The sequence below is a fragment of the Flavobacterium olei genome (genome assembly GCF_039749035.1).
GTDB lineage: Bacteria > Bacteroidota > Bacteroidia > Flavobacteriales > Flavobacteriaceae > Flavobacterium > Flavobacterium olei.
In genome coordinates, this window is the sequence record NZ_JBDKWC010000006.1 from 42,147 (window position 1) to 63,652 (window position 21,506).

The window sequence follows — 21,506 nt, forward strand, 5'->3', positions numbered from 1 at the left end:
TGGCTATTTTAAAAATAAAAATTTCACGAATTCATATTCAATTCAAACTAAACCAACATTTTACTTTTCTTTCTAAAAAAATAAAATGGCAACGCAACCTTTTTTTAAAACTTCCATCTACAGAATATAAACCTAATAATACTATTCATGAAAAAATTAATGATTGGCTTGTTTGTAGCCTTCGGAATTAGTGCTTGTTCCCTGAGCGATGATAATAACCAATATGTAGATTGCGGAACTAATACCAATGTAGAATTTTCCGGATTTCCGTTCTTATGCAACTATAGTGTAAAGACTCCTCCAAACAATCCAGCTGTTGCTGTTATCGCGACGCAGGAAAAAATGGATGAATTGTTTACAAAACATCCCGGAAGCTGTCCCGTTGCAAGCGATCCTAAAATTGATTTTACAAAACAATATCTGGTTGCGATTTTTTCGGGTGTAAAAGCTACAAATGGCTACGCAGTTAAAATTACTTCTATCGTAGAAAACAATTGCCAGATCGTTGTTAATTATTACGAAAAAGCGCCGGCAACTGGTGAAAATGTTACACAAAACCCAACATATCCTTCAGATTTTGTTTTGATTCCGAAAACTTCAAAAGGTTTCATTTTTAACAAAACAACGGAAAGCGCTGACAATATTGTGATTGGAACTTTTGCAAGCCAGTGCACTGGTGCAGACTGTCAGAAATTCTTTCAGCTGAATGACTATAATACTTTAAAATTTCAAAATGTTGTGGCAGGTCAATATGATTTTGGTCAGTACAAATATATTCCAACAATTAAAAGAGGTGAATTCACAGCATTTTCTAAAGAAATCCCTGCTGAAATTACAGCTCTTAAAGGACAAACCAAAACTTACGGTTCACCAGATGCGGCAGATCAGGGAGGGATTTACTTTGAATTACGTCAGGGTGCAAGCGTTACCAAAATTTATATTGATAACAACGATACTCCTGATCAAAGTCCTGCCATTATAACTTTCAAAAAAGCAATTGCAGCGAAAATTACAAGCTTAAAATAATTTAATTATGAAGAAACTCTTTATACCTTTTATTGCCTGCTTTCTTTTTATCACGATGGCTTCATTAGATTCTGCTAAAACAGTTTCTACATCAATAGTAAATACATGGATTTGGGAAAAATCTGTTGGAGGATCCGATAATCCCTATGTGGCTACACCAAAAACAACCGGGTTTACCAAGAAAATTGTCTTTACTCAGGACGGCAGAGTTATTACGTATAAAAACGATATTGAAATTAGAAACAGCGCTTATCAGGTAGAAAAAGGAACAGGATATTCTGATCAGTCAGAACATGATCTAATTACATTTGAAGGCAAGACTTACGTTATCGAAAACCTTGATAATCAAAACCTAACCATTGTTTCTAACAATCGTGACGGTGCCCGTACAATTTTTAAAAGATAGTTTTGTAAACTATTATAAACTATTTTTGCAAAATCAAATTTGAACCATTTCTTGAAAGACGAGTTAGAAAAATACATCAAACTGTGCATAAAAAATGACAGGGAGGGACAACTGAAAATTTATCAGTTGTTCTCTCCTGTTTTGTATGGTATTTGTCTGAAGTATATGAAAAACGAGGACGATGCAAAAGATGTTTTTCAGGAAGCTTTTGTAATTGCCTTTCAGAAAATAGCGCAATATAAATTTGAAGGAAGTTTTGAAGGATGGTTAAAACGGATTTTCATTAACAAACTAATCGAAACACTCAACAAGAAGAAAAAAGAAAGTTTCTTTCTGGATGTTTTTGATCCTGACACCGATTTTGTAGAGGAAGAAGAACTGGAAGCCATTCCCATCGAGCAGGAAAAACTACTGGAATACATACGGGATTTGCCCGACCAGTACCGGACGGTTTTTAACCTTTATGTTTTTGAAAAATTGAAACATAAGGAAATTGCCGAACTATTGAAAATCTCAGAAGGAACATCAAAATCAAATTTAAATCGCGCCAAACATATTTTACAAAAGCGAATTTTGAGCATAAAAAATTTTAAGACAGCATGAAGAAGCAAAAAATAGAAGATATTTTTTCATCAATGGAAGACTTTTCGAGTGTTCCGCCTCCTGAGTTATGGAGCCAGATTGAAGAAAAATTAGATAAACCTAAAAAGAAGAAAAGAGTTGTTCTTTGGTGGTCGGCTGCTGCATGCTTATTATTGGGGCTTCTTCTGCCTTCAATATTACATTTTACCTCATCGACTGAAAATATAAACGGCAACAAAATTGATGTTCAAAATAATAGTGTTGTCCTGGATAAGAATGACAGCGATATTGAAAAAACCAACAATAATCATTTAAATAAAAATACTTCTGAAACAGGAGCTGATTCTTCAAATAATTCTTCTGTCAAAAATCAATTTCAAAATACCACAGGAATTCAGAAAACTGAAACTTCTGTTGCAAATACCAATTCTAAAAACAAAAACAATAAAAAGAATTCTGAGTCTGATATGCAGCTTCCTGCTAATGCTCCGAATCAGCCGATTGCTTTTGGTTCTGTCGCTCCGTCAGAAAGTAAAACGGTTGTGGCACCGTCAAAAAAAGCTATTCCTGAAAATAATCCTAAATCTTCAAAAAAAGCAATTGTTGAGGAAAGAATTGCATTTGGAAAACAAAGCAGATTTAATTCAACAACAAACAAACAACTTTCTAATTCTATTTTTGAAGAACAGCTGAATTCTAAAAGCAATAAAAATATTGCTTTCAATACCTCTGGTTCGACAGGAAATAATACTTCGACAAAACAGAGTACCTCAAAGGCAATTAGTGAAAATACTTCTTCAGAATTAAATTTTAAAAATAGCTCAAAAGACAATTCTAAGTTTAACAGCAGTGCTTTAACGAAAATAGATTCGGCACAACTGGCAGAACTTCAAAACTTAGAAAAAGGAATTTTAGCTCCGGAAGAGAAAAAAGACAAGAAAGAGAAAAAAGATAAAAAATCTGATCTGAAAGAAAAATGGGCAGTTGCCGTTTTTGCGGGTGTAGCCAGTTCTGAAAATACAAGAAACGAAAAGACTTTAGGCAATGTAAACGACTCTAAACAGTCCAATTCTTATGGTGTTAAAACGAAATATAACATAAGTAATAAATGGGCAGTAAGTTCTGGTTTAAAGTTTAATGAATTAGGACAAAGCGTTGCCAACGTTTCTTATGTAAGTGCTAAAAATAATTCTCTGTTTGTTCCCGGTGTGGCTTACACCAATGATGCAAACGCTGCCCCGATAGGAAATTCAGAATATATTTTGGTTTCCAACAGCACAAAAGAAGCGCTGAAAGGTGACAACGTGCAAAGCGGAAGCCTGGACCAAAACCTGAGATATATCGAAATGCCCTTGGAAGTTTCCTATTCTGTTTTTAATAAAAACAGGGCGAGCATCAATTTAAACACGGGTGGCTTTGTGGGTAAACTGATTTCAAATAATGTTGCTTTAGACGGACATTCTATTGGACAAAATGTAAGCGCAAATGACTATGTATATGGCTCAACTTTGAGCAGTACAGTTCAATACCGCGTTTACAAAAAAACAAATGTTTTTGTTGAGCCGGCGATGAATTATTATATAAATCCGTTGAACAACCAGTCATTCAACCAGTTTCAGTGGGGATTAAATTTTGGTTTAAATGTTTCTTTTTAATTGGTTTTGTAGTACTTTTCAGAAAAATTAAAATCTTAGATTTTCATGAATATTACTACTCTTTCAATTGATTCAAAATCAATTTCAAATGATTTATTATCCGCAATAGAAATTGTTTTTTGTAAAGCTGATTTAAAAATAGCTGCTTTACAAAAAGAGAAGGAAAGCCAGGAATACAACGCCTACCGTTTTCAATTAAACCATAAAAATATTTGTTATCGGGAAGCAAAAATTACTCCAACCAAAACCGGGCAATTTGTAACCTTATGGAAGCGAAATCTCACCGGTATTATCGCACCCTTTGATTATTCTGATGAAATAGATTTTGTAATGATCAATGTTCGAAAAGAGAAAAATTGGGGACTTTTTATTTTTCCTGAACAAATTCTGTTTGAAAAAGGTGTTTTTTCTACTTCCGATAAGGAAGGAATAAGAGCTATGAGGGTTTATCCGGCCTGGGATGAAACTACTAGTAAACAAGCCCAAAAAACACAAAAATGGCAATTGAATTATTTTTTTGATTTTACAGATCAGGAGAATATCGATTGGCAAAGATTAAGCAAAACAGTATAAAAAAAGCAGTAAACTTGCGTCTACTGCTTCTTCGATTGTTATGTACTCTAAAAAATTGTTATACCGCTGTATAACCTCCATCTGCAATAATATAACTTCCCGTAGTAAATGATGATTTGTCAGAATTTAAGAAGACAACCAGTTCAGCAACTTCTTCTGCAGTTCCTAATCGATTCATAGCCGATTTTGCCGCGATGGCTTCCATCATTTCCTTATTCAGATTATCTTTTAAAAGTGCCGTTTCAATGTATCCCGGTCCTACTGCGTTGCATCGAATATTCTTTTGCGCATATTCAACTGCAATATTTTTTGTCAGCCCCACCACTCCGTGTTTACTTGCGGTATAAGCAACGCTATTTGGTGCAGCTACTTCTCCGTGAATGGATGCAATATTCACGATACTTCCTCCTCCATTTTTCTCCATTTGCTCCAATTGATAACGACAGGCATAAAACACACCACTTAAATTTAGTGCTATAACTTTATCCCATGCTTCGGGCTCGTATTCTCCGGTTGGCTTTGCAGGCCCGCCCATTCCGGCGTTATTGCAGGCAATATCAAGTCTTCCGTATTTAGAAACTGTCACCTCAACCATGTGTTTATTATCTGAGGCGCTGGACGAATCTCCTTTCACAAAAAAAGCTTCTCCACCCTTTTCTTTTATAATTTTTACGGTTTCTTCACCGTGCTCTACATTGATGTCGGATAATACTACTTTTGCTCCTTCACGGGCGTAGGCTTCTGCAACTGCGCGTCCAATTCCTGAACCGCCTCCAGATACAAATGCTACCTTATTTTCTAAAAGTGCCATTTTATTATATTTTAAAATTGATACTTCTAATTTACGAAGACATCGACTATCTCACCTAGCTTTCAAAAGGGTTTACAATAAGATTAACGCTTAGCGCTAATGTTTTGTTATTTGATGTAAAAATGATCTTTTTCTGTTGAAAATTTTGTATCAATATTACTCTTCATCGAGTTTCATATTACCTCTGTCTTCATGATTGTCGGGATGCGAATTTGGATATCGATTGGCTTCAATATCAGAATTACGATCTTTGTTTTCTACTGTCTTTTCTGCTTCCTGATCTGTGGCAACACCTCGATTTGAGTTCGGATTTTCATTTGAAACTTTTGGCGCTTTTTTCTGAATATTTTCATTTTCATTTCGGGCTCTTTCCACAATTTTTTTGTCACCATCAGCATCCGTAACAACCTCTGTGTTAAGTTGAGGATCGTTCAAATCCTGATCGTGAGAAACATTAGTCCCTTTTTCGTTAATATCTTTTTGAGTACCGTTTATCTTTTTCGTTCCAAGATTATTCTTTTCCATGATATTATTATTTTAAAGTTAGTATTATAATATTACGAATTTTCAAAAAGATAAATAAGTCATTTAACATTGATTTGGCTGAATAATGAACTTATCCTGTCTAAATTAGCGGTGATTATTTTACATCCATTATTACAAAAAGCCACAGTTTTATTTAGTGATTGGAAGACATATTCATTCTCAAATTTTAAAAAATACTTCTATGTGAGTTTTTACTTTTAATGTCTTCAAACAAAACTATCTTTGCAGTAAAAATTGAGCATGCACAGACATTTTATTCTTTTTAAACCTTACGGATATCTGAGTCAGTTTATTTATGAGCTGAAGCGAAAGAAAAAACTTTTGGGCGAATTGTTTGATTTTCCGGAAGGAACCATGGCAATTGGGCGCCTCGATGAAGATTCTGAAGGTTTGCTTTTTTTAACAACAGACGGTAATATGAGCGAGCTTGTTAGAAGTAAAAAAGTAGAAAAAGAATATTTTGTTCAGGTTGATGGCCTAATTACTCAGGAAGCGATTGAAAAATTGCAGGATGGTGTAGAAATTGGCTTTGACGGAGGAAAATACAAAACCAAACGTTGTAAAGCTTCTATCATAACCGAAATTCCGGATTTTGGGGCGAGAGCCAAAAAAATCAGGGACGAGCGTCACGGTCCAACTTCATGGGCTTCGATTACGGTGAGAGAAGGCAAATTTCGTCAGGTTCGGAAAATGACCGCCGCAGTTGGTTTTCCAACTTTAAGATTAGTTCGCGTTCGTATAGGAAATGTATATTTGCAAAACTTAAAAGCAGGAGAAGTTCGCGAAGTTTCGGATTTTGATTTAGAGAATTAGATTCTAAATCTTTTGAACATTTGCGCCTTTGTCACTTTCAAACTAAAAAAAATAAAATGCTAAACGTAGTTCTTGTAGAACCAGAAATACCAAACAATACCGGAAACATTGGCAGACTTTGTGTAGGTACAGAAAGCCGGCTGCACTTAATTCACCCATTCGGATTTGTAATTAATGATAAAAACCTGAAACGTTCCGGATTGGACTACTGGGTACATCTGGATGTGACCGAATATCAAAATGTGGAAGAATGGATGCAACAGATCCCAGATAAATCTAGAGTATTTCTAATGAGCTCTCATGCTGAAAAATCATATTTGGAAACTGAATTTCAGGATGGTGACTGGCTGGTGTTCGGAAAAGAAAGTGTCGGACTTAGTAAAGAAGTTTTAGCGCTTTTTGAAAATCATCTGACAATTCCGATGTCCAAATTAATTCGAAGTTTTAATATCGCCAATTCTGTTGCTTTTGTAATTGGGGAAGCTAAGAGACAAATTGGTCTGAAGAAAATTTAATTTTTACTTTCCTGCAAGGTTTCCAAAACCTTGTAGGTTTAAATAAGTCGCAAAAAAAACATACCTACAAGGTTTTGTCTTGAAGCTTCGGGATTGCAGGAACTTTAAATTACCTCTTAAGTCACAATAAACTTTCCTTTTTCTGAATCAAAAACAATATTTTCGTCTTTGAATAAATTGCTGAAACTCCCGTTTGAAATTAAATTACACGGCTCATCTTGTGTAATATTTTCCGGTGTCATCATGATCATTTCGTCGCTTAACTGTATTGCCAGATCGATGTCGTGTGTTGAAAATAAAATACACTTCTGAGTTTCCTTCGTGAGCTTTTTCAGTAGTTTGAATAAAGAAACTTTGTGCAGTAGATCTAAATGTGTTGTAGGTTCGTCCAGAATAATTAATGGCGTATCTTGTGCCAAAGCTCTTGCAATGAGCACTTTTTGAAGCTGACCGTCGCTAATTTCAAAATGTTTTTTTGATGCTAAATGCTCTATTTGTGTCAGTTGCATCGCCTCTTTAATTTTTAAAAAATCGTCATCAGATAATTTATCTACCCAATTCGTGTACGGCTGACGACCCAAAGCCACTAATTCGAAAACCGAAAAATTACTTGGCGGTAGCTTTTCTGTTAAAACCAAACTTAAATTCTCCGCCAGTTCTAAAGGTTTATAATCTAAAATATTTTTTCCACTCAAGTAAACTTCTCCGCATAAAGGTTTCTGAATTCCTGTAATTGTGCGCAGTAAGGTCGATTTTCCTATTCCGTTTGCTCCAATTAATGTTATTAATTTTCCTTGAGCTAAATTTAGGTTTAGGTTTTCAGCAATGGTGGTCGCACCTTTTTTGGATTTGTATCCAATATGGAGATTTGTGGTTTTTAGTATATTCATTTGCTGTATTTTTTTCCGCAGATTAAAATGATTTAGATGATTTAAGATCTGTGAGAATCATTTAAAACTATGGCTAAATAAATTATTGAAAATTTCTTTTTCTAACCAATAACCAAATAACCACCGGTGCTCCAATGATAGATGTAATTGCATTTATTGGAAGCGTAACATCAAACCCCGGCATTTGAGAAACAATATCACAAAACAACATAATTATTGCTCCGAAAAACAATGTACTCCAAAACAAAACAGTATGGTTACTGGTTTGAAAAGTAAGCTTTGCAATATGCGGGACAGCCAGTCCAATAAAGGCGATCGGTCCCGCAAAAGCGGTTATGGCGCCAGATAATATACTGGTTGCCAATATGATTATTAGCCGTGCCTTTTTAAAATTTAGTCCCATACTTTTTGCATAATTTTCGCCCAGAAGCAATGCATTTAAAGGTTTAATACTTTTGGCGCTTAGCAGTAACCCTACTATCACACATACAGTTAAAATTCCTATTGTCGACCAGGAGAGATTTCCCAGACTTCCCATAGACCAAAATGTAAATTTTTGAAGTTGCTCTGCTGTACTAAAATAAGTCAAAACACTTACAATTGCAGTTGTAAAACTTCCGAACATTAAACCCACAATTAAAATTGCCATCGTATCCCGCAATCTTTGAGAAACTAAAAGTACTAATAGTAAAACTAATGTACTTCCACATGTAGAAGCAATTACAATTCCGTAAGATGATAAGGCAATTACACTCAGAAACGAAGGCAATAACCCGGCACCCAGAATCACAAAAGCAACACCAAGACTTGCCCCCGAACTTAGACCTAAAACATACGGACCCGCAAGCGGATTACGAAATAAAGTCTGCATCAAAAGTCCGCTGACTGAAAGTCCGGTTCCTACCAAAACTGCTGTAATAGCTTTTGGAAGACGATAATTAAGAATAATATATTCCCAGGTCGATTTGGTAGCCTGACCACCGGTTAAACTTGCCAAAACATCTTTTAGCGGAATGTTAACCGATCCTAAACTTATGCTTGCAAAAAACATCAGCAAAAGCCCCAAAGCTAAAACCACAAATAAAATGGTATTTCGTTTTTTATTCGCCAATTTAATCCAGTTTTGATGCAAAAGTAAATTCGTAAGCTGACAGTAAATCCGGGTGAAAAATTTTGATGTAATCTTTTAAAACCAGATCAGGACGGCTTGGTGCAAGTTCATAATAAACTGTACCGCCGGCTGCACCCAAAGTTTTTTCAAAACTATAGATATTTCTATTTTTAAAAGCGTCAAATTCTGCATAATGCGGATTTGCTTTTTGCAATTCGTCCAGACTTTTAAATGATCCGGATGCAATCCAGATATCTGCTGTTTTAGCCTTATCCAAAACTTTTTCAAAAGACAGACCTTCACTTCCTGTTCCTTTCAGGTCTGCCCATAAATAATTCGCCTGCGCATCTTTCATAAATTGCGCCACCCAGCTGTTTCCTTTCGCCACATACCACACATCTTCATACATGGATCCGTACAACACTTTTGAAGTCGCCGGTTTATCTGCCACCAATTTTTTTGCTTTATTGTAACTATCTACAATTTTATCAAAAAGTTCTTTTGCTTTATCCTCTTTTCCAAAAAGTGCACCATATAATTTAATCCATTCTGCTTTTCCCAGTGGAGATTGCTCCATCCAGTCACCTTGAACCAAAACATTTAAGCCGCTTTTTTTCAGATTATCCAGCATTGGATTATTGTTATCAACTCCAAACGTAACAATCAGATCGGGAGACAATTCGATTAGCTGCTCCATATTTAGTTTTTCATTTTGCCCAACATTTTTAACCGATCCTTTGTCTATTAATGCTCTGGTTTTTTCAGACGAAATATAATCTGTATTTGGAAATCCAACTAACTTATTTTCTACTTCCAACATCTCTAAAAAAGGAATATTGGTGGTTGAGGTTACCACTATGGATTCTAACGGAACCTGAATTGAAGTATAATCCTGAAGACTATCAGGTACTTTTGCCTCTTTTTCTTTCAGCACATATTTAAATACACCTTTTGCGTTTGGCCATGGGTTGGAGACCGTTACTACAGAATAATCCTCATATTTCACAATAGAAAGTCCACTTGCAAATTCAATACTATTTTTTGCATTTTGAACTATTAAGGTCTCTGTTTTCTCGTTCTTCTTACATCCAAAAACTAGAAAAAAAGAAGCTATTAAAATAAATTTAGGGAATAAATGTCTCATGTTTTAGGTTTTCAATCGAAACAAAGGTAAAGTTTTTTATATTTTTTTTGTTTAACTTTATTCCTACAAATTCAAACAATCGTATCTTTACTCCATGAATACCACAAAAATGAAAATTTGCTCAGGCTGTGAATCTGAATTCAGCTGTGGAGATATATCAGCAGAAAAAAAATGCTGGTGCAACGATTATCCGCCAATCTTCAATCTTTCCGAAGGCGGAGATTGTCTTTGTCCGATTTGTTTTAAAGAAGCCTGCGAAGACAAAATCGACGCGTACGTGGAGACTCTTACTCCCGAAAAAGCGCTTAGCAACAAAGCTATTTCCCTGCCAAAAACAGATAATCTGATTGAAGGTATTGATTATTATATCGAAGACGGAAAATATGTTTTTAAATCGTGGTTTCATTTAAAAAGAGGAAATTGCTGCGGGAATGATTGCCGTCATTGCCCTTATTAATTGTTAATTATTGCAATAAATTAATAACTTGCCACAAATTCATATTAACAATTCTTAACCTATCACTACTCAAATGTTTTACTTAATTACCGGCGGCGAGCGTTCCGGAAAAAGCAGCTACGCTCAGAAATTGGCTTTAGAACTTTCTGATGCTCCTATGTATGTCGCAACAGCCCGAAAATGGGATACCGATTTTGAAAACCGAATTGATCGCCATCAAAAGGAAAGAGACGAACGATGGACTAATATTGAAGAAGAAAAGTATTTAAGCAAGATTGATTTCTCTGGAAAAACTGCCCTTGTAGACTGCGTAACACTTTGGCTTACCAACTTTTTTGTAGATCATAAAAATGATGTAAACTTAAGTTTAGAAGAAGCTAAAAAAGAATTTCTCGCAATTGCCAATCATGAGAACGCCAATATAATTATCGTAACAAACGAAATTGGAATGGGCGTTCATGCCGAAACTCATATCGGAAGAAAGTTTGTCGAACTTCAAGGCTGGATGAATCAATTCCTGGCAGAAAATGCACATGAAGTTGTTTTGATGGTTTCTGGAATTCCGGTCAAAATAAAGGGATAAATATCAATTGAAAAATTTCAAATTCCGAAGGTATACTTTATCTTTACTAGAATGTTTCCATTTTCGGATTTTGAATTTGGAATTAAATACATTGGAATTAAGAAATGAGCCATTTAGACGATATATTAAAATCCCGACGCGATACCCGACATTTTACGACCGACGAAGTTCCTGAAGAAGTGATTCAAAAAGCTTTACAGGCCGGGCATTGGGCGCCTTCTGTCGGCCTTACCGATGCTACAAGGTATTTTATTATTAAGTCTGAGGAAGTTAAATCTTCTATTAAAAATCTATTTTTAGATTATAATAAAAAAGCCGAAGAACTGACTGATAATCCCGAACAAAAGGAACTGTACAAATCCCTGAAATTAGAAGCAATTGAAGAAGCACCAATCGGACTTATTATCGCGTACGATCGTTCGGTTCTGAATCAGTTTACAATTGGAACCATCGGAAGTAATGAAGCGGTAAAGTTTAGCTCGGTTTGCGCTGCACAAAATATCTGGCTTTCACTGACAGAACAAGGTTACGGAATGGGCTGGGTTTCAATTCTTAATTATTATCAGTTTAAAAAAATTCTGGATTTACCCGAAAATATTGAACCTTTAGGCTATTTCTGTATCGGAAAACCGGCTACCAATTACAATAACCAGCCCATGTTGCAGCAACTGAATTGGAAACAAAAATCTGAAGCTCCGGTTTGTACTGAAATCAAAGACCTGAAAAAAATAAATATTCCTGATTTAAAACAATTCGAAACAGAAACGAAATCAAATTCTGATTTTGCTACGCTTCTTAAAGAAAAAATAGATTCTAAAACAAAACCTGTCGGTTCGTTAGGCACATTAGAAAAATTGGCATTTCAGATCGCAACGGTTTTTGAAACCTTAAATCCAAAAATTATAAAACCAAATATTGTTGTTTTTGCAGCAGATCACGGAATTGCCAATCATGGCGTAAGTGATTATCCTCAAGATGTTACGAGACAAATGGTCACTAATTTTCTGGAAGGCGGAGCTGCAATCAATGCTTTTTGCAATCAAAATAATATCGAATTATCAATTGTAGATGCAGGTGTTAATTACGATTTTCCAACAAATGCAAAATTGATCAATGCGAAAATGGCAAAAGGAACGCAATCTTTTCTTCATGTTCCTGCGATGAGCGAATCTGAAGTCAGATTGTGTTTTGAAAAAGGACAATCTATAGTAGAAAATATTGCAAAATCAGGCTCAAACTGCATTGGTTTTGGCGAAATGGGAATTGGCAATACCTCTACAGCTTCTGTTCTAATGAGTATTTTGACTGGCTTTACTATTGAAGATTGCGTAGGAAAAGGAACCGGAGTCTCTGATGAAAAACTAATTCAAAAACAAAATATTCTCAAAAAAGCAATCGAAAATTATTCCGGTCAGGCCGAAATACTATCGCAACTCTCTTATTTTGGAGGTTTTGAAATTCTTCAAATGGCCGGCGGAATGTTAGCGGCTTTCGAAAATAAAATGTTAATTTTAGTAGATGGCTTTATTTGCACGGTAGCTTTTTTAATTGCTTCTAAAATTAATCCGAACATTAAGCAAAATGCAGTTTTTTGCCATTGCTCTGCTGAAAAAGCACATTTAATATTACTGGATTTTCTCGATGCAAAACCGGTCTTAAATTTAGATTTACGCTTGGGCGAAGGTACAGGCTGTGCCATTGCTTTTCCAATTCTGAAATCGGCTGAAGCATTTTTAAATGAAATGGCGAGTTTTGAAAGTGCTGGAATTAGCAGGAAGTAATTTTCAGCCGTGGTTTTTTCCAATATCAGTTTTATTGAAAATATTTCGCATTTTTGTCATTTCGACGAAAGGAGAAATCACACTAGAAGTCCTGCCTGCGAATCTTTATCGAATTTCGCGTGTGATTTCCCCTTTCGTCGAAAAGACATACTTAATGAACCCCAATTTAAAATGAAAAAAGAACTCGATATATTCTTTACATGCTTAATGTTCTACACCAGAATTCCCTGTCCAAAAAACATTACACATGATCCCGATTACTTAAATAAAGCCACTCGTTATTTTCCATTTATAGGCTGGATTGTGGGAAGCATTTCTTTCTTAGCTTTTTATATTTTCTCTCAATTCCTTTCTACAGAAATTGCCGTAATTTTTGCAATTGTTATTTCTGTTATAACAACCGGGGCTTTTCATGAAGACGGTTTTGCAGATGTTTGCGACGGTTTTGGCGGAGGCTGGACCAAAGAAAAAATCTTACTGATTATGAAAGACAGTGCAATTGGTGCTTACGGCGCGATCGGATTGATTTTACTTTTTTTACTAAAATTTAAACTGCTTTCAGAATCCATTTCACTATTTAATGATAACCTTTTTTCTGTTTTCCTTTTATTCATCACAGCGCATTCTTTGAGCCGACTGGCTGCCATAAGCATTATTTTTACTCACGAATATTCTCGTGAAGATGCCTCTAGTAAAAGCAAACCGATAGCGAAGCAACATTCCTGGAAAGAAGTCTTTGGATCCTTCTTCTTTGGATTGGTTCCGATAATAATATTTTCTTATTTCGATTATAAAATTATTTTGGCGGTAATTCCGGTTTTTATAATGAGATATTTTTTAGCACGATATTTTCAAAAATGGATTGGTGGTTACACCGGAGATTGTTTGGGTGCAACACAGCAAGTCTGCGAGGTTATTTTCTATCTTAGTTTTTTATTTATATGGAAATTTATCTAGTTCGTCATACCGAAACGATTTGCAAAAAAGGAATTTGTTACGGCCAATCTGACGTTAATATTCTGGAACCTGCCGAGGAGATTTTTAACAGAATTATTTCCGAATTGCCAAAAGAAGCAGTTATTTTCTCGAGTCCGTTAAAGCGTTGTGTTGTGTTGGCAAAACATATTCAGGAAAACATAGATGCCATTTCCTATCAGGAAGACGAGCGTCTGAAAGAAATGAATTTTGGAAATTGGGAATTAAAAAACTGGAACGATATTCCGCCTCAGGAACTCAATCCGTGGATGAAAGATTTTGTAAATATTCAGGTTGCTAACGGTGAATCTTTTGTAGAACTGCACGAAAGAGTTGGAAGTTTTATTTCAGAAAAATTTTCAAAAACAAATCAGCCCATCATTATTGTTACTCATGCCGGAGTTATCAGAAGTATTTTATGCCATCAGACTTCACTGCCATTAAAGGAGGCTTTTACTAATAAAGTCGAATTTGGACAAGTTATAAAAATTGACTTTTAAAGGGATTTGTTTACATTTTTACATTAAAAGCAAAAACAATTTGAATAATCAATAATTTTAACTTTATCTTTGCACGAAATTAAGGTTGCGTTTTTAGTAAACGCATTAAAAGGGAATCAAGTAATATCTTGAGCTGTACCCGCAACTGTAAGCTAAGTTCTAAAAGAATGTTTGTTGTAACTGCAAAACCACTGTCACTAATTGTGATGGGAAGGTCTACAACAAAACGCAAGCCAGGAGACCTGCCTTTTATAACAAATATCGAACTCTCGGGAAAAAGAGTTTAGAAATTATGACTTTAAAAAAACTTTTTGCTTTTTGTATGCTTTTGCTGTGCCAGATTATTTCGGCGCAAAACGATTCTGTTACTACACTGAAAGAAGTTCTCATTTCAGACAAAAATTTAAAAAAATATTCTGCTTCTCAATCTGTTATAAAGCTCAACGATTCTATTATTAATAAAAATGAATCACTATTAACCGATTTACTAAATTTCAATTCTACTTTATATTTTAAAGAATACGGACGCGGAATGCTTTCTACAGTTTCCTTTAGAGGTACTTCATCTTCTCAGACAGCAGTCATCTGGAACGGAATAAACATCAATTCACAAATGAACGGAAGTACGGATTTTAATACAATCGCAGGTTCCGATTACAATTCTGTTAGTGTAAAAGCCGGCGGCGGAAGTGTTATTTATGGAAGCGGCGCCATTGGAGGAACTGTTCATTTAAATAACGACATGCTGTTTTACAACCGCTTTGAAAATAATGTACGACTGGATTACGGCAGTTTCAATACAATTGGCATCAATTATAAAAGCACGATTTCCAACAAGAAATGGAGCGCCCAAATTGGATTTTCAAAAAACAGTTCTACAAACGATTATAAATATTTAAATCGTTATACCTGGCGGGGCGAACAACGCCGGAACCAGAACGGACAATATGATATTGTGACACTCAGTGCAAATATGGGTTATAAATTCAATGAAGATCATATTTTAAAGTTATACAGTCAGACTTCCAATACAGATCGCAATACTTCGCTTATTACAGAAACAGAAACCAAAAGCAAGTATGTAAATGGTTTTAACCGAAATTTATTAGAATATGATGGAAGCTTCGGGAAACTGGCAACGAATTTTAAAACAGCTTACATTTTCGAAAACTATCAGTATTTTGCAGATAACAGCACTAATAATTACACTTACGGAAAAACAGAAAGTTTAATTACAAAATTAGATCTGGATTATCATTTGTTTGAATCTACCTACCTTAACGGAATTGTTGATTACAACCGTACCAATGGTTACGGAACCAGTTTTGGAGATCACGTCAGAGAGATAAGTTCGGCATCTTTATTGGTGAGGCAGGACATTGGAAGCAGCTGGAAAAACGAATTAGGCTTTAGAAAAGAATTTACCAATAATTACAAATCACCGCTTTTATTCAATTTTGGTTCTTCTTATAAAATTGAAGATTGGTATACTATTAAATTAAATCTTTCCCGAAATTTTAGAATTCCAACTTATAATGATTTGTATTGGGATACCGGAGGGAATCCGGATCTGAAGCCTGAAAGTTCACATCAGGCAGAAATTGGAAATGTTTTCACTTTTAAAAATTTCAGCTGGACGCAGAATTTCTATTATATAAAAATAAAAGATATGCTGCAATGGGTTCCCGGCGCAAATGGAATCTGGTCGCCTTTAAATCAGGATAAAGTAAACAGTTACGGAACTGAAGCTTTATTAAACTGGAAAAAGGCTTATGGCAAAAATATTTTTGCTGTAAATGCAACTTATGCATACACCGTTTCTCAAGATGAAAAGACAAAAAACCAGATCTTTTTTGTCCCTTTTCATAAAGCAACGGGAGGAATTTCCTATGCAAGAAATAAGTTTAGCGCCTATTATCAAATGCTTTACAATGGTTTTGTGTATACAAGCGCAAATAACAATCCGAATGAAATCGTAAATGATTATTTTATTTCAAATATCGGAATTGATTACGATCTCAAACTTTTAAATTCTTTTAAAGTAGGTTTTCAGGTTTTAAATCTTTTAAACAAAGATTACGAAAGTTTAGAAAACAGACCGATGCCCGGTCGCAATTTCAATGTGTATTTAATCTTAAAATTTTAATATATGAAGTTTAGTAAATTACTTTTAATGGCGTTAAGCATTTCATTATTCGTTTCTTGTTCGAACGATGACGACGATACTCCTAAAGGTGCTTATGATAATGGTTTTTTTATTTTGAATGAAGGAAGTTCCAGCGTAGGAAGTGTTTCCTTTTCGAGTAATGATTTCAGTTTATTTACGAAAGACGCTTACAAAGCTGAAAACGGAAGTGATCTGGTTGGAGGATTTTTACAAAATATCTTTTTTGACGGAGATAAAGCCTATATAATTTCAGGTGGATCGAATGTAATTAATGTGGTAAACCGTTACACTTTCAAATTAATTGCTAAAATTGATTCTGGTCTTATAACTCCACGATATGGCGTTGTAAAAGATGGAAAAGCATATGTAACCAATGCCAATACCTATTCTTATATTAATCCTGCAACAGGAGATACTGATGATTTTGTGGCTGTAATTGATTTAGCAACAAATAAAGTAGAATCAAAAATCGAATTAAATGCGACAGCAAACCGATTGGTTTTAGATAATGGTAAATTGTACATCACTGAACCTAACAGCAGCAATAAATTATTGATTGTAAATATTGCTACCAAAGCTGTAGAAAGTTTAGAAATTGGGTATAGCGCAGATTGTATTGAAGAAGAAAATGGTTCTTTATTTATCTTAAGAGCCCCTTTTACCGGAAGTGGCGAATTAGTAAAAGTAAAAATATCAGACAAATCAATTTCCAAAATAGCATTTCCTGCAAGTTTAGCGGGAACTGGTTTTATGGATGTTGAAGGCGATAAGATATATTATACAGCAGGAAGTTCTGTTTATGCTATGGGAATTAATGCTACTACTGCCTCAACTACTGCAATTGTTACATCACCTGCTAGTTACATCTATGGCTTTGCAGTAAACAATAACCGTTTTTACATTGCCGACGCAAAATTTGACGGAGACAGTAAGGCATTTATCTACAACTTATCAGGAGTTTTACAAAAAGAACTAGCGACAGGAGCAGGATCAAACGGTTTCTACTTCAACGATTAATTACCTTTTTAGAATTAGTTTTTGTTTTTTTTTATAAAAAAGGCTTTCATTTCTGAAAGCCTTTTTTTGTATTCTAAATATTAAAATACTTTTAATCCTGATTTAAGATACATTCCGTGTTTTAAACCGTTTATGATTTTAGAATCTGTTAAGTAAGGTCGGTTTGGTTCAGACTCGTTAAAGACTCTTTTAGCAGTAGTACCTGTAATTTTAGAAATTGCAAGATTAAGATACGGCTCAGACGGATCTCCTAAAACTCCATAAGAAGTAACCTGCTCATATTGCTGATAGGTTGGCTGTAAACCCTGGGTATAATCTCCAAAATTTTGAGAATTGGTAATTTTTAAAACCAAAGGCTGCATTGCATATTTATGATTCGGATTAATACCGCTTTTAGAGGTTAGAGATGGGGAATCATATACGGTAAACGACCCAACATTTTTACCGGTAGTGGTTTCTCCAATCTGAACTACATTAATATAAGGTTTTAAGCCGTTAATGATTAATTCGCTCGCAGAAGCTGTACTTGCAGTTGTCAGGATATAAACGGTGCTCATATTTAAACTGTTTAGATTCTTAACAAATCTTACGTTTAAATCTTCTAAGTCTGCAGTGCTTAAACCTTGCATTTGTTTGCTGTTAAATGTCATTTTAGAGAAGATCTGCGTATCAAATTGTCCTGTAATCATACTGGCAAGTTTAGCAGCAGATGAAATTGCTCCTCCTCCGTTGTAACGAAGATCCAAAACAAAATCTGTTACACCTTGTGCTTTCAATTCGCCAAAAGCCTGATTTAGTTTATCATCATACTCATTATAGAAACCATTGTACATTAAATACCCAATTTTATGACTTCCTGAGGTAATCACTTTATTAATAAAGATCGGATTTTCTTCTAAAACAGTTTTCGTCAGAGCAACCGATTTTCCGTTTAAAACGAAGGCACTTCCATTATAATCAGATAAATTCAAAGTATAACTATCCGGAGTTAGTAATAATTTTTCATAATTAGAGACCGTAAGTTTGGTTCCGTTTACACTGGTAAAAAAATCTCCACGTTTGATTGCTTTAGTCGAAGCATCAGAATTGGGTATAATGTATCTCACATAACCTACCACATCATCTGACCCTGAAGCAATTCTGCTCAGTCTGAAATCTACACCATTGTTTTTTGTTATCCCGCTAAGCTCCTGTTCTAAAACTGTATAATCATCTACAATCCAGCTAAAACGATCAATTGCATCGCCATTTGGATATTTGCTTTCCGGTTTATTCAATAAATCTTCAAATAAATCTTCCGGTTTCGAATATCCTCTCAAAAATTGATTTAAATCATTTTCAGTAGCAAAACGGTTGTCCGCCAGATTAGGCACATCTGCCTGCCATAAATAAACTTCATTTAATCCGCGCCAGATAAAATTATTTACCTGCAAATCTGCCGGAGCAGCAACATCGTCATTATCTTCGCAGGATTGCAAAGAAAAAGCGAATAAGAAAAGAAAAAGGGCACTCTTTAAAATTGTTTTCATATCGTGTAGATTTCTATATTCTGAATAAACGTAAAAGTAATATCTTTAGTTTTAGCTTTATCATAAAATCAGTATTTTTTTACATAAAAAAATATTTTACTTTTTGTTGTAACAAATAGAATTGTACCTCGTCTTGACTATATAAGCTAACGACAAACCATCGTATAAATGAACCAAGTTGTATTTATAGAATTAATTAATCCTTTTAAAGACAAAGTTTTTCGTCTGGCAAAAAGATTGCTTACCAGCACAGAGGAGGCCGAAGACGCCACTCAGGAGGTAATAGTAAAATTATGGAATAAGAAAGAAAGTCTGGAAAATTACAATAGTGTTGAAGCACTGGCCATGACAATGACAAAGAATTATTGTCTGGACCAGTTAAAATCGAAAAGAGCCGGTAACCTCCAGATTGTCCATAATAATTTTACCGACAGGCAGCCACAGCTGGATAAAAAACTGGAAGATGAAAACACTTTAGAATGGGTTGAAAAAATTATAAACGAGCTGCCGGAACAAATGCAGTTATTAATTCAGCTTCGGGACGTTGAACAATATGAATTTGACGAAATAGCCAAAATTGTGAATATGAATGAAACTGCAATTCGCGTTGCACTTTCGAGAGCGAGAAAAAAAATTAGAGAATCAATGACAAATACACACCGTTATGGAACTAACTAAAATAGAATCTATATTAGAAAAATACTTTCAGGGAGAAACAACTATTGCTGAAGAAAATCAATTAAAAGAATACTTTTCTTCTCCGGATGTTGCGCAGCATTTGGAACAATACAAACCTATGTTTGGTTATTTCTCTCAGGCAAAAGAACAAAAATCGACGTATGAAATGCCATTAATTCCGAAATCGCGGAATAAGAAACGTAATGTAGCGTGGTTATCGATTGCGGCATCAGTTGTTGTTTTGCTGGGAATTGGAGGAACCTATTTGTATGTGAGCGAGCAAAACAGTACAATTGCAGAAGCACCACAGACCGAATTGGGAACTTACGAAAATCCCGAAGAAGCTTTAAAAGCAACTCAAAAGGCTTTGGCTTTATTATCCAATAATGTTAATGTAGGTATTGAAAGTGTACAGTACATTAAAGAATATGAACAATCAAAAAACAAAATTTTTAAACAGTAATTAAACAAAAAATATCATGAAATCAAAGATTCAAGAATACAGAAAAAACAATAAACTAAGCATGAGTAAAAATTTTATTATAACATTAGCATTCGCTTTGGTTAGCACCACTTTTTATGCCCAAAGTGCTTTTGACAAATTTGATGGTCAGGATGATGTAACATCGGTAATTGTAAACAAAAAAATGTTCGATTTAATGAGCAAGGTGAAAGTAGATGCTTCTGATAAAGAAACACAACAATACATTAAGTTAATTAAAAAATTAGACTATTTAAAAGTGTTTACTACCAAAAATCCAAAGATTGAGGCCGATATGAAAGCTACTGCAGACAAATATGTAAAAACTGCAGGTCTTGAAGAATTAATGCGTATAAACGACGGAGGAAAAAACGTCAAAATAATGGTAAAGTCAGGTGCAGTAGATACTCAGATAAGAGAACTATTAATGTATGTTGACGGAGCTAAAAATGATGAAACTGTTTTATTATCTTTAACCGGTAATTTTGACATCAACGAAATTTCAGTATTAACAGATAAAATGCAGCTTCCCGGAGGTTCAGACTTAAAGAAAGCTTCTAAAGGCAAAAAATAAACATGAAAACAAAGATCTTAACCTTAGCCCTTATCGCTTTGCTAACTTTAGCAGGCTGTAATTCTGAACCAACTCTGCAAAAGTATTTTGTTGAAAACACAGAGAATAAGGATTTTATTGCAGTAGATATTTCTCCTAGCATCTTAAATCTTGATAAAACAAAACTTTCAGCAGAACAAACTGAAGCGGTCAATTCTTTTGAAAAAATGAACATTCTGGCTTTTAAGGCTGACAAAACAAATCAGGCACAGTTTGAAACAGAAAGAACAAAAGTTAAAGCAATATTGAAAGATCCTAAATATCAGGAATTGATGAAATTCGGATCAGGTAAAGACGGAGCTTCTGTAAGTTATGTTGGAAGCGACGATCATATTAACGAATTTGTAATTTTCGCCAACAGAAAAGAAACTGGTTTTGCAGTGGTTCGGGTTTTAGGAAAAGATATGAATCCGAATAATATTATGACATTGATGTCTGTACTACAGAAATCTAAGATCGATATGGATCAATTGAAACCTTTAGAAGGGTTGCTTAAAAAATAAATACATCTTACTTTATATTTGAAAGGCTCCAATTTTTATTGGAGCTTTTTTCAATTACTTCATCTTAATTTTTTCGGAAGTAAATACGTTATTACAAATAGGATTAAATTACAATTAAGTGAAATCACATAACCCAAAAAGCTCCAAATT

General features: G+C 34.6%; 24 protein-coding genes and 1 riboswitch. Of the genes, 18 read left to right on the top strand and 6 right to left on the bottom strand.

Annotated features, from left to right (window positions below):
* The first annotated feature begins 147 nt into the window (after positions 1-147).
* Genes ABEB31_RS16130 through ABEB31_RS16150 form a run of 5 tightly spaced genes read left to right on the top strand, consistent with a single transcriptional unit; the run spans position 148 to position 4,242 of the window.
* A complete protein-coding gene (locus ABEB31_RS16130) occupies positions 148-1,026 on the top strand; it encodes a protease complex subunit PrcB family protein (protein WP_347052677.1) in 879 nt (292 codons plus the stop codon).
* A gap of 7 nt (positions 1,027-1,033) precedes the next feature.
* Positions 1,034-1,432, top strand: a complete 399-nt coding sequence (locus tag ABEB31_RS16135) for a hypothetical protein (protein WP_347052678.1) — start codon at positions 1,034-1,036, stop codon at positions 1,430-1,432.
* 51 nt (positions 1,433-1,483) lie between these two features.
* Positions 1,484-2,035 (top strand): RNA polymerase sigma factor, encoded by a 552-nt coding sequence (locus ABEB31_RS16140; RefSeq protein ID WP_347052679.1) that lies wholly within the window; start codon positions 1,484-1,486, stop codon positions 2,033-2,035.
* Positions 2,032-3,669 (top strand): outer membrane beta-barrel protein, encoded by a 1,638-nt coding sequence (locus ABEB31_RS16145; RefSeq protein ID WP_347052680.1) that lies wholly within the window; start codon positions 2,032-2,034, stop codon positions 3,667-3,669. Before ABEB31_RS16140 ends, ABEB31_RS16145 begins: the two co-directional genes overlap by 4 nt.
* 45 nt (positions 3,670-3,714) lie before the next feature.
* Complete coding sequence (locus tag ABEB31_RS16150; RefSeq protein ID WP_347052681.1) at positions 3,715-4,242, top strand: MepB family protein; 528 nt, start codon at positions 3,715-3,717, stop codon at positions 4,240-4,242.
* A gap of 58 nt (positions 4,243-4,300) precedes the next feature.
* On the opposite strand, the gene ABEB31_RS16155 is transcribed toward ABEB31_RS16150, so the two are convergent.
* Complete coding sequence (locus ABEB31_RS16155; protein ID WP_347052683.1) at positions 4,301-5,053, bottom strand: SDR family NAD(P)-dependent oxidoreductase; 753 nt, start codon at positions 5,051-5,053, stop codon at positions 4,301-4,303.
* A gap of 156 nt (positions 5,054-5,209) precedes the next feature.
* The gene (locus ABEB31_RS16160; RefSeq protein ID WP_347052684.1) at positions 5,210-5,578 is read right to left on the bottom strand and encodes a hypothetical protein; all 369 of its coding nucleotides are present in this window, start codon (positions 5,576-5,578) and stop codon (positions 5,210-5,212) included.
* Between the two features lie 261 nt (positions 5,579-5,839).
* On the opposite strand from ABEB31_RS16160, the gene ABEB31_RS16165 reads away from it, so the two are divergent.
* Together ABEB31_RS16165 and ABEB31_RS16170 are read left to right on the top strand one after the other, a co-directional pair.
* Positions 5,840-6,412 carry a pseudouridine synthase gene (locus ABEB31_RS16165; RefSeq protein WP_347052686.1) on the top strand — a complete coding sequence of 191 codons (573 nt, stop codon included), beginning with the start codon at positions 5,840-5,842 and terminating at the stop codon, positions 6,410-6,412.
* A 56-nt stretch (positions 6,413-6,468) separates the two neighbouring features.
* Positions 6,469-6,927: a tRNA (cytidine(34)-2'-O)-methyltransferase gene (locus ABEB31_RS16170; RefSeq protein ID WP_347052687.1), complete on the top strand. Its 459-nt coding sequence runs from the start codon at positions 6,469-6,471 to the stop codon at positions 6,925-6,927.
* Between the two features lie 116 nt (positions 6,928-7,043).
* Here ABEB31_RS16170 and ABEB31_RS16175 read toward each other — a convergent pair whose 3' ends face one another.
* From ABEB31_RS16175 to ABEB31_RS16185, 3 genes are all read right to left on the bottom strand, one after another.
* The gene (locus tag ABEB31_RS16175) at positions 7,044-7,817 is read right to left on the bottom strand and encodes an ABC transporter ATP-binding protein (protein WP_347052689.1); all 774 of its coding nucleotides are present in this window, start codon (positions 7,815-7,817) and stop codon (positions 7,044-7,046) included.
* 82 nt (positions 7,818-7,899) lie between these two features.
* Positions 7,900-8,928: a FecCD family ABC transporter permease gene (locus ABEB31_RS16180; RefSeq protein ID WP_430408233.1), complete on the bottom strand. Its 1,029-nt coding sequence runs from the start codon at positions 8,926-8,928 to the stop codon at positions 7,900-7,902.
* A gap of 1 nt (position 8,929) precedes the next feature.
* On the bottom strand, positions 8,930-10,072 hold the full coding sequence (locus ABEB31_RS16185; protein ID WP_347052690.1) for an ABC transporter substrate-binding protein: 1,143 nt from the start codon (positions 10,070-10,072) through the stop codon (positions 8,930-8,932).
* A gap of 109 nt (positions 10,073-10,181) precedes the next feature.
* Here ABEB31_RS16185 and ABEB31_RS16190 point away from each other — a divergent pair, with 109 nt between their 5' ends.
* The 7 genes from ABEB31_RS16190 to ABEB31_RS16220 all read left to right on the top strand — a co-directional run bounded on the left by ABEB31_RS16190 (position 10,182) and on the right by ABEB31_RS16220 (position 17,552).
* On the top strand, positions 10,182-10,529 hold the full coding sequence (locus tag ABEB31_RS16190; RefSeq protein WP_347052692.1) for a C1orf53 family protein: 348 nt from the start codon (positions 10,182-10,184) through the stop codon (positions 10,527-10,529).
* Between the two features lie 73 nt (positions 10,530-10,602).
* The gene (gene cobU / locus ABEB31_RS16195) at positions 10,603-11,112 is read left to right on the top strand and encodes a bifunctional adenosylcobinamide kinase/adenosylcobinamide-phosphate guanylyltransferase (RefSeq protein WP_347052693.1); all 510 of its coding nucleotides are present in this window, start codon (positions 10,603-10,605) and stop codon (positions 11,110-11,112) included.
* A 104-nt stretch (positions 11,113-11,216) separates the two neighbouring features.
* Positions 11,217-12,893: a nicotinate-nucleotide--dimethylbenzimidazole phosphoribosyltransferase gene (cobT, locus tag ABEB31_RS16200; protein WP_347052694.1), complete on the top strand. Its 1,677-nt coding sequence runs from the start codon at positions 11,217-11,219 to the stop codon at positions 12,891-12,893.
* 171 nt (positions 12,894-13,064) lie between these two features.
* Positions 13,065-13,850, top strand: coding sequence for an adenosylcobinamide-GDP ribazoletransferase (locus ABEB31_RS16205; RefSeq protein ID WP_347052695.1), 786 nt, complete (start codon positions 13,065-13,067; stop codon positions 13,848-13,850).
* Positions 13,835-14,368 (top strand): alpha-ribazole phosphatase, encoded by a 534-nt coding sequence (gene cobC / locus ABEB31_RS16210; protein ID WP_347052696.1) that lies wholly within the window; start codon positions 13,835-13,837, stop codon positions 14,366-14,368. The genes ABEB31_RS16205 and cobC overlap by 16 nt, the downstream gene beginning before the upstream one ends.
* 65 nt (positions 14,369-14,433) lie before the next feature.
* Positions 14,434-14,633, top strand: a riboswitch (cobalamin riboswitch).
* Between the two features lie 27 nt (positions 14,634-14,660).
* Positions 14,661-16,514 carry a TonB-dependent receptor plug domain-containing protein gene (locus tag ABEB31_RS16215; protein ID WP_347052698.1) on the top strand — a complete coding sequence of 618 codons (1,854 nt, stop codon included), beginning with the start codon at positions 14,661-14,663 and terminating at the stop codon, positions 16,512-16,514.
* Between the two features lie 3 nt (positions 16,515-16,517).
* Complete coding sequence (locus ABEB31_RS16220) at positions 16,518-17,552, top strand: YncE family protein (protein WP_347052699.1); 1,035 nt, start codon at positions 16,518-16,520, stop codon at positions 17,550-17,552.
* 80 nt (positions 17,553-17,632) lie between these two features.
* Here the strand turns inward: ABEB31_RS16220 and ABEB31_RS16225 are convergent, their stop codons facing one another.
* Positions 17,633-19,081: a S41 family peptidase gene (locus tag ABEB31_RS16225; protein ID WP_347052700.1), complete on the bottom strand. Its 1,449-nt coding sequence runs from the start codon at positions 19,079-19,081 to the stop codon at positions 17,633-17,635.
* A gap of 168 nt (positions 19,082-19,249) precedes the next feature.
* Between ABEB31_RS16225 and ABEB31_RS16230 the strand changes: the two genes are divergently transcribed.
* Genes ABEB31_RS16230 through ABEB31_RS16245 form a run of 4 tightly spaced genes read left to right on the top strand, consistent with a single transcriptional unit; the run spans position 19,250 to position 21,356 of the window.
* Positions 19,250-19,759: an RNA polymerase sigma factor gene (locus ABEB31_RS16230; RefSeq protein WP_347052701.1), complete on the top strand. Its 510-nt coding sequence runs from the start codon at positions 19,250-19,252 to the stop codon at positions 19,757-19,759.
* The gene (locus tag ABEB31_RS16235; protein WP_347052702.1) at positions 19,746-20,222 is read left to right on the top strand and encodes a hypothetical protein; all 477 of its coding nucleotides are present in this window, start codon (positions 19,746-19,748) and stop codon (positions 20,220-20,222) included. Before ABEB31_RS16230 ends, ABEB31_RS16235 begins: the two co-directional genes overlap by 14 nt.
* Positions 20,223-20,238: 16 nt before the next feature.
* Positions 20,239-20,814: a DUF4252 domain-containing protein gene (locus ABEB31_RS16240; RefSeq protein WP_347052703.1), complete on the top strand. Its 576-nt coding sequence runs from the start codon at positions 20,239-20,241 to the stop codon at positions 20,812-20,814.
* A 2-nt stretch (positions 20,815-20,816) separates the two neighbouring features.
* Entirely contained in the window at positions 20,817-21,356 is a 540-nt protein-coding gene (locus ABEB31_RS16245) for a DUF4252 domain-containing protein (RefSeq protein WP_347052704.1), read from the top strand.
* Positions 21,357-21,506: the final 150 nt, after the last annotated feature.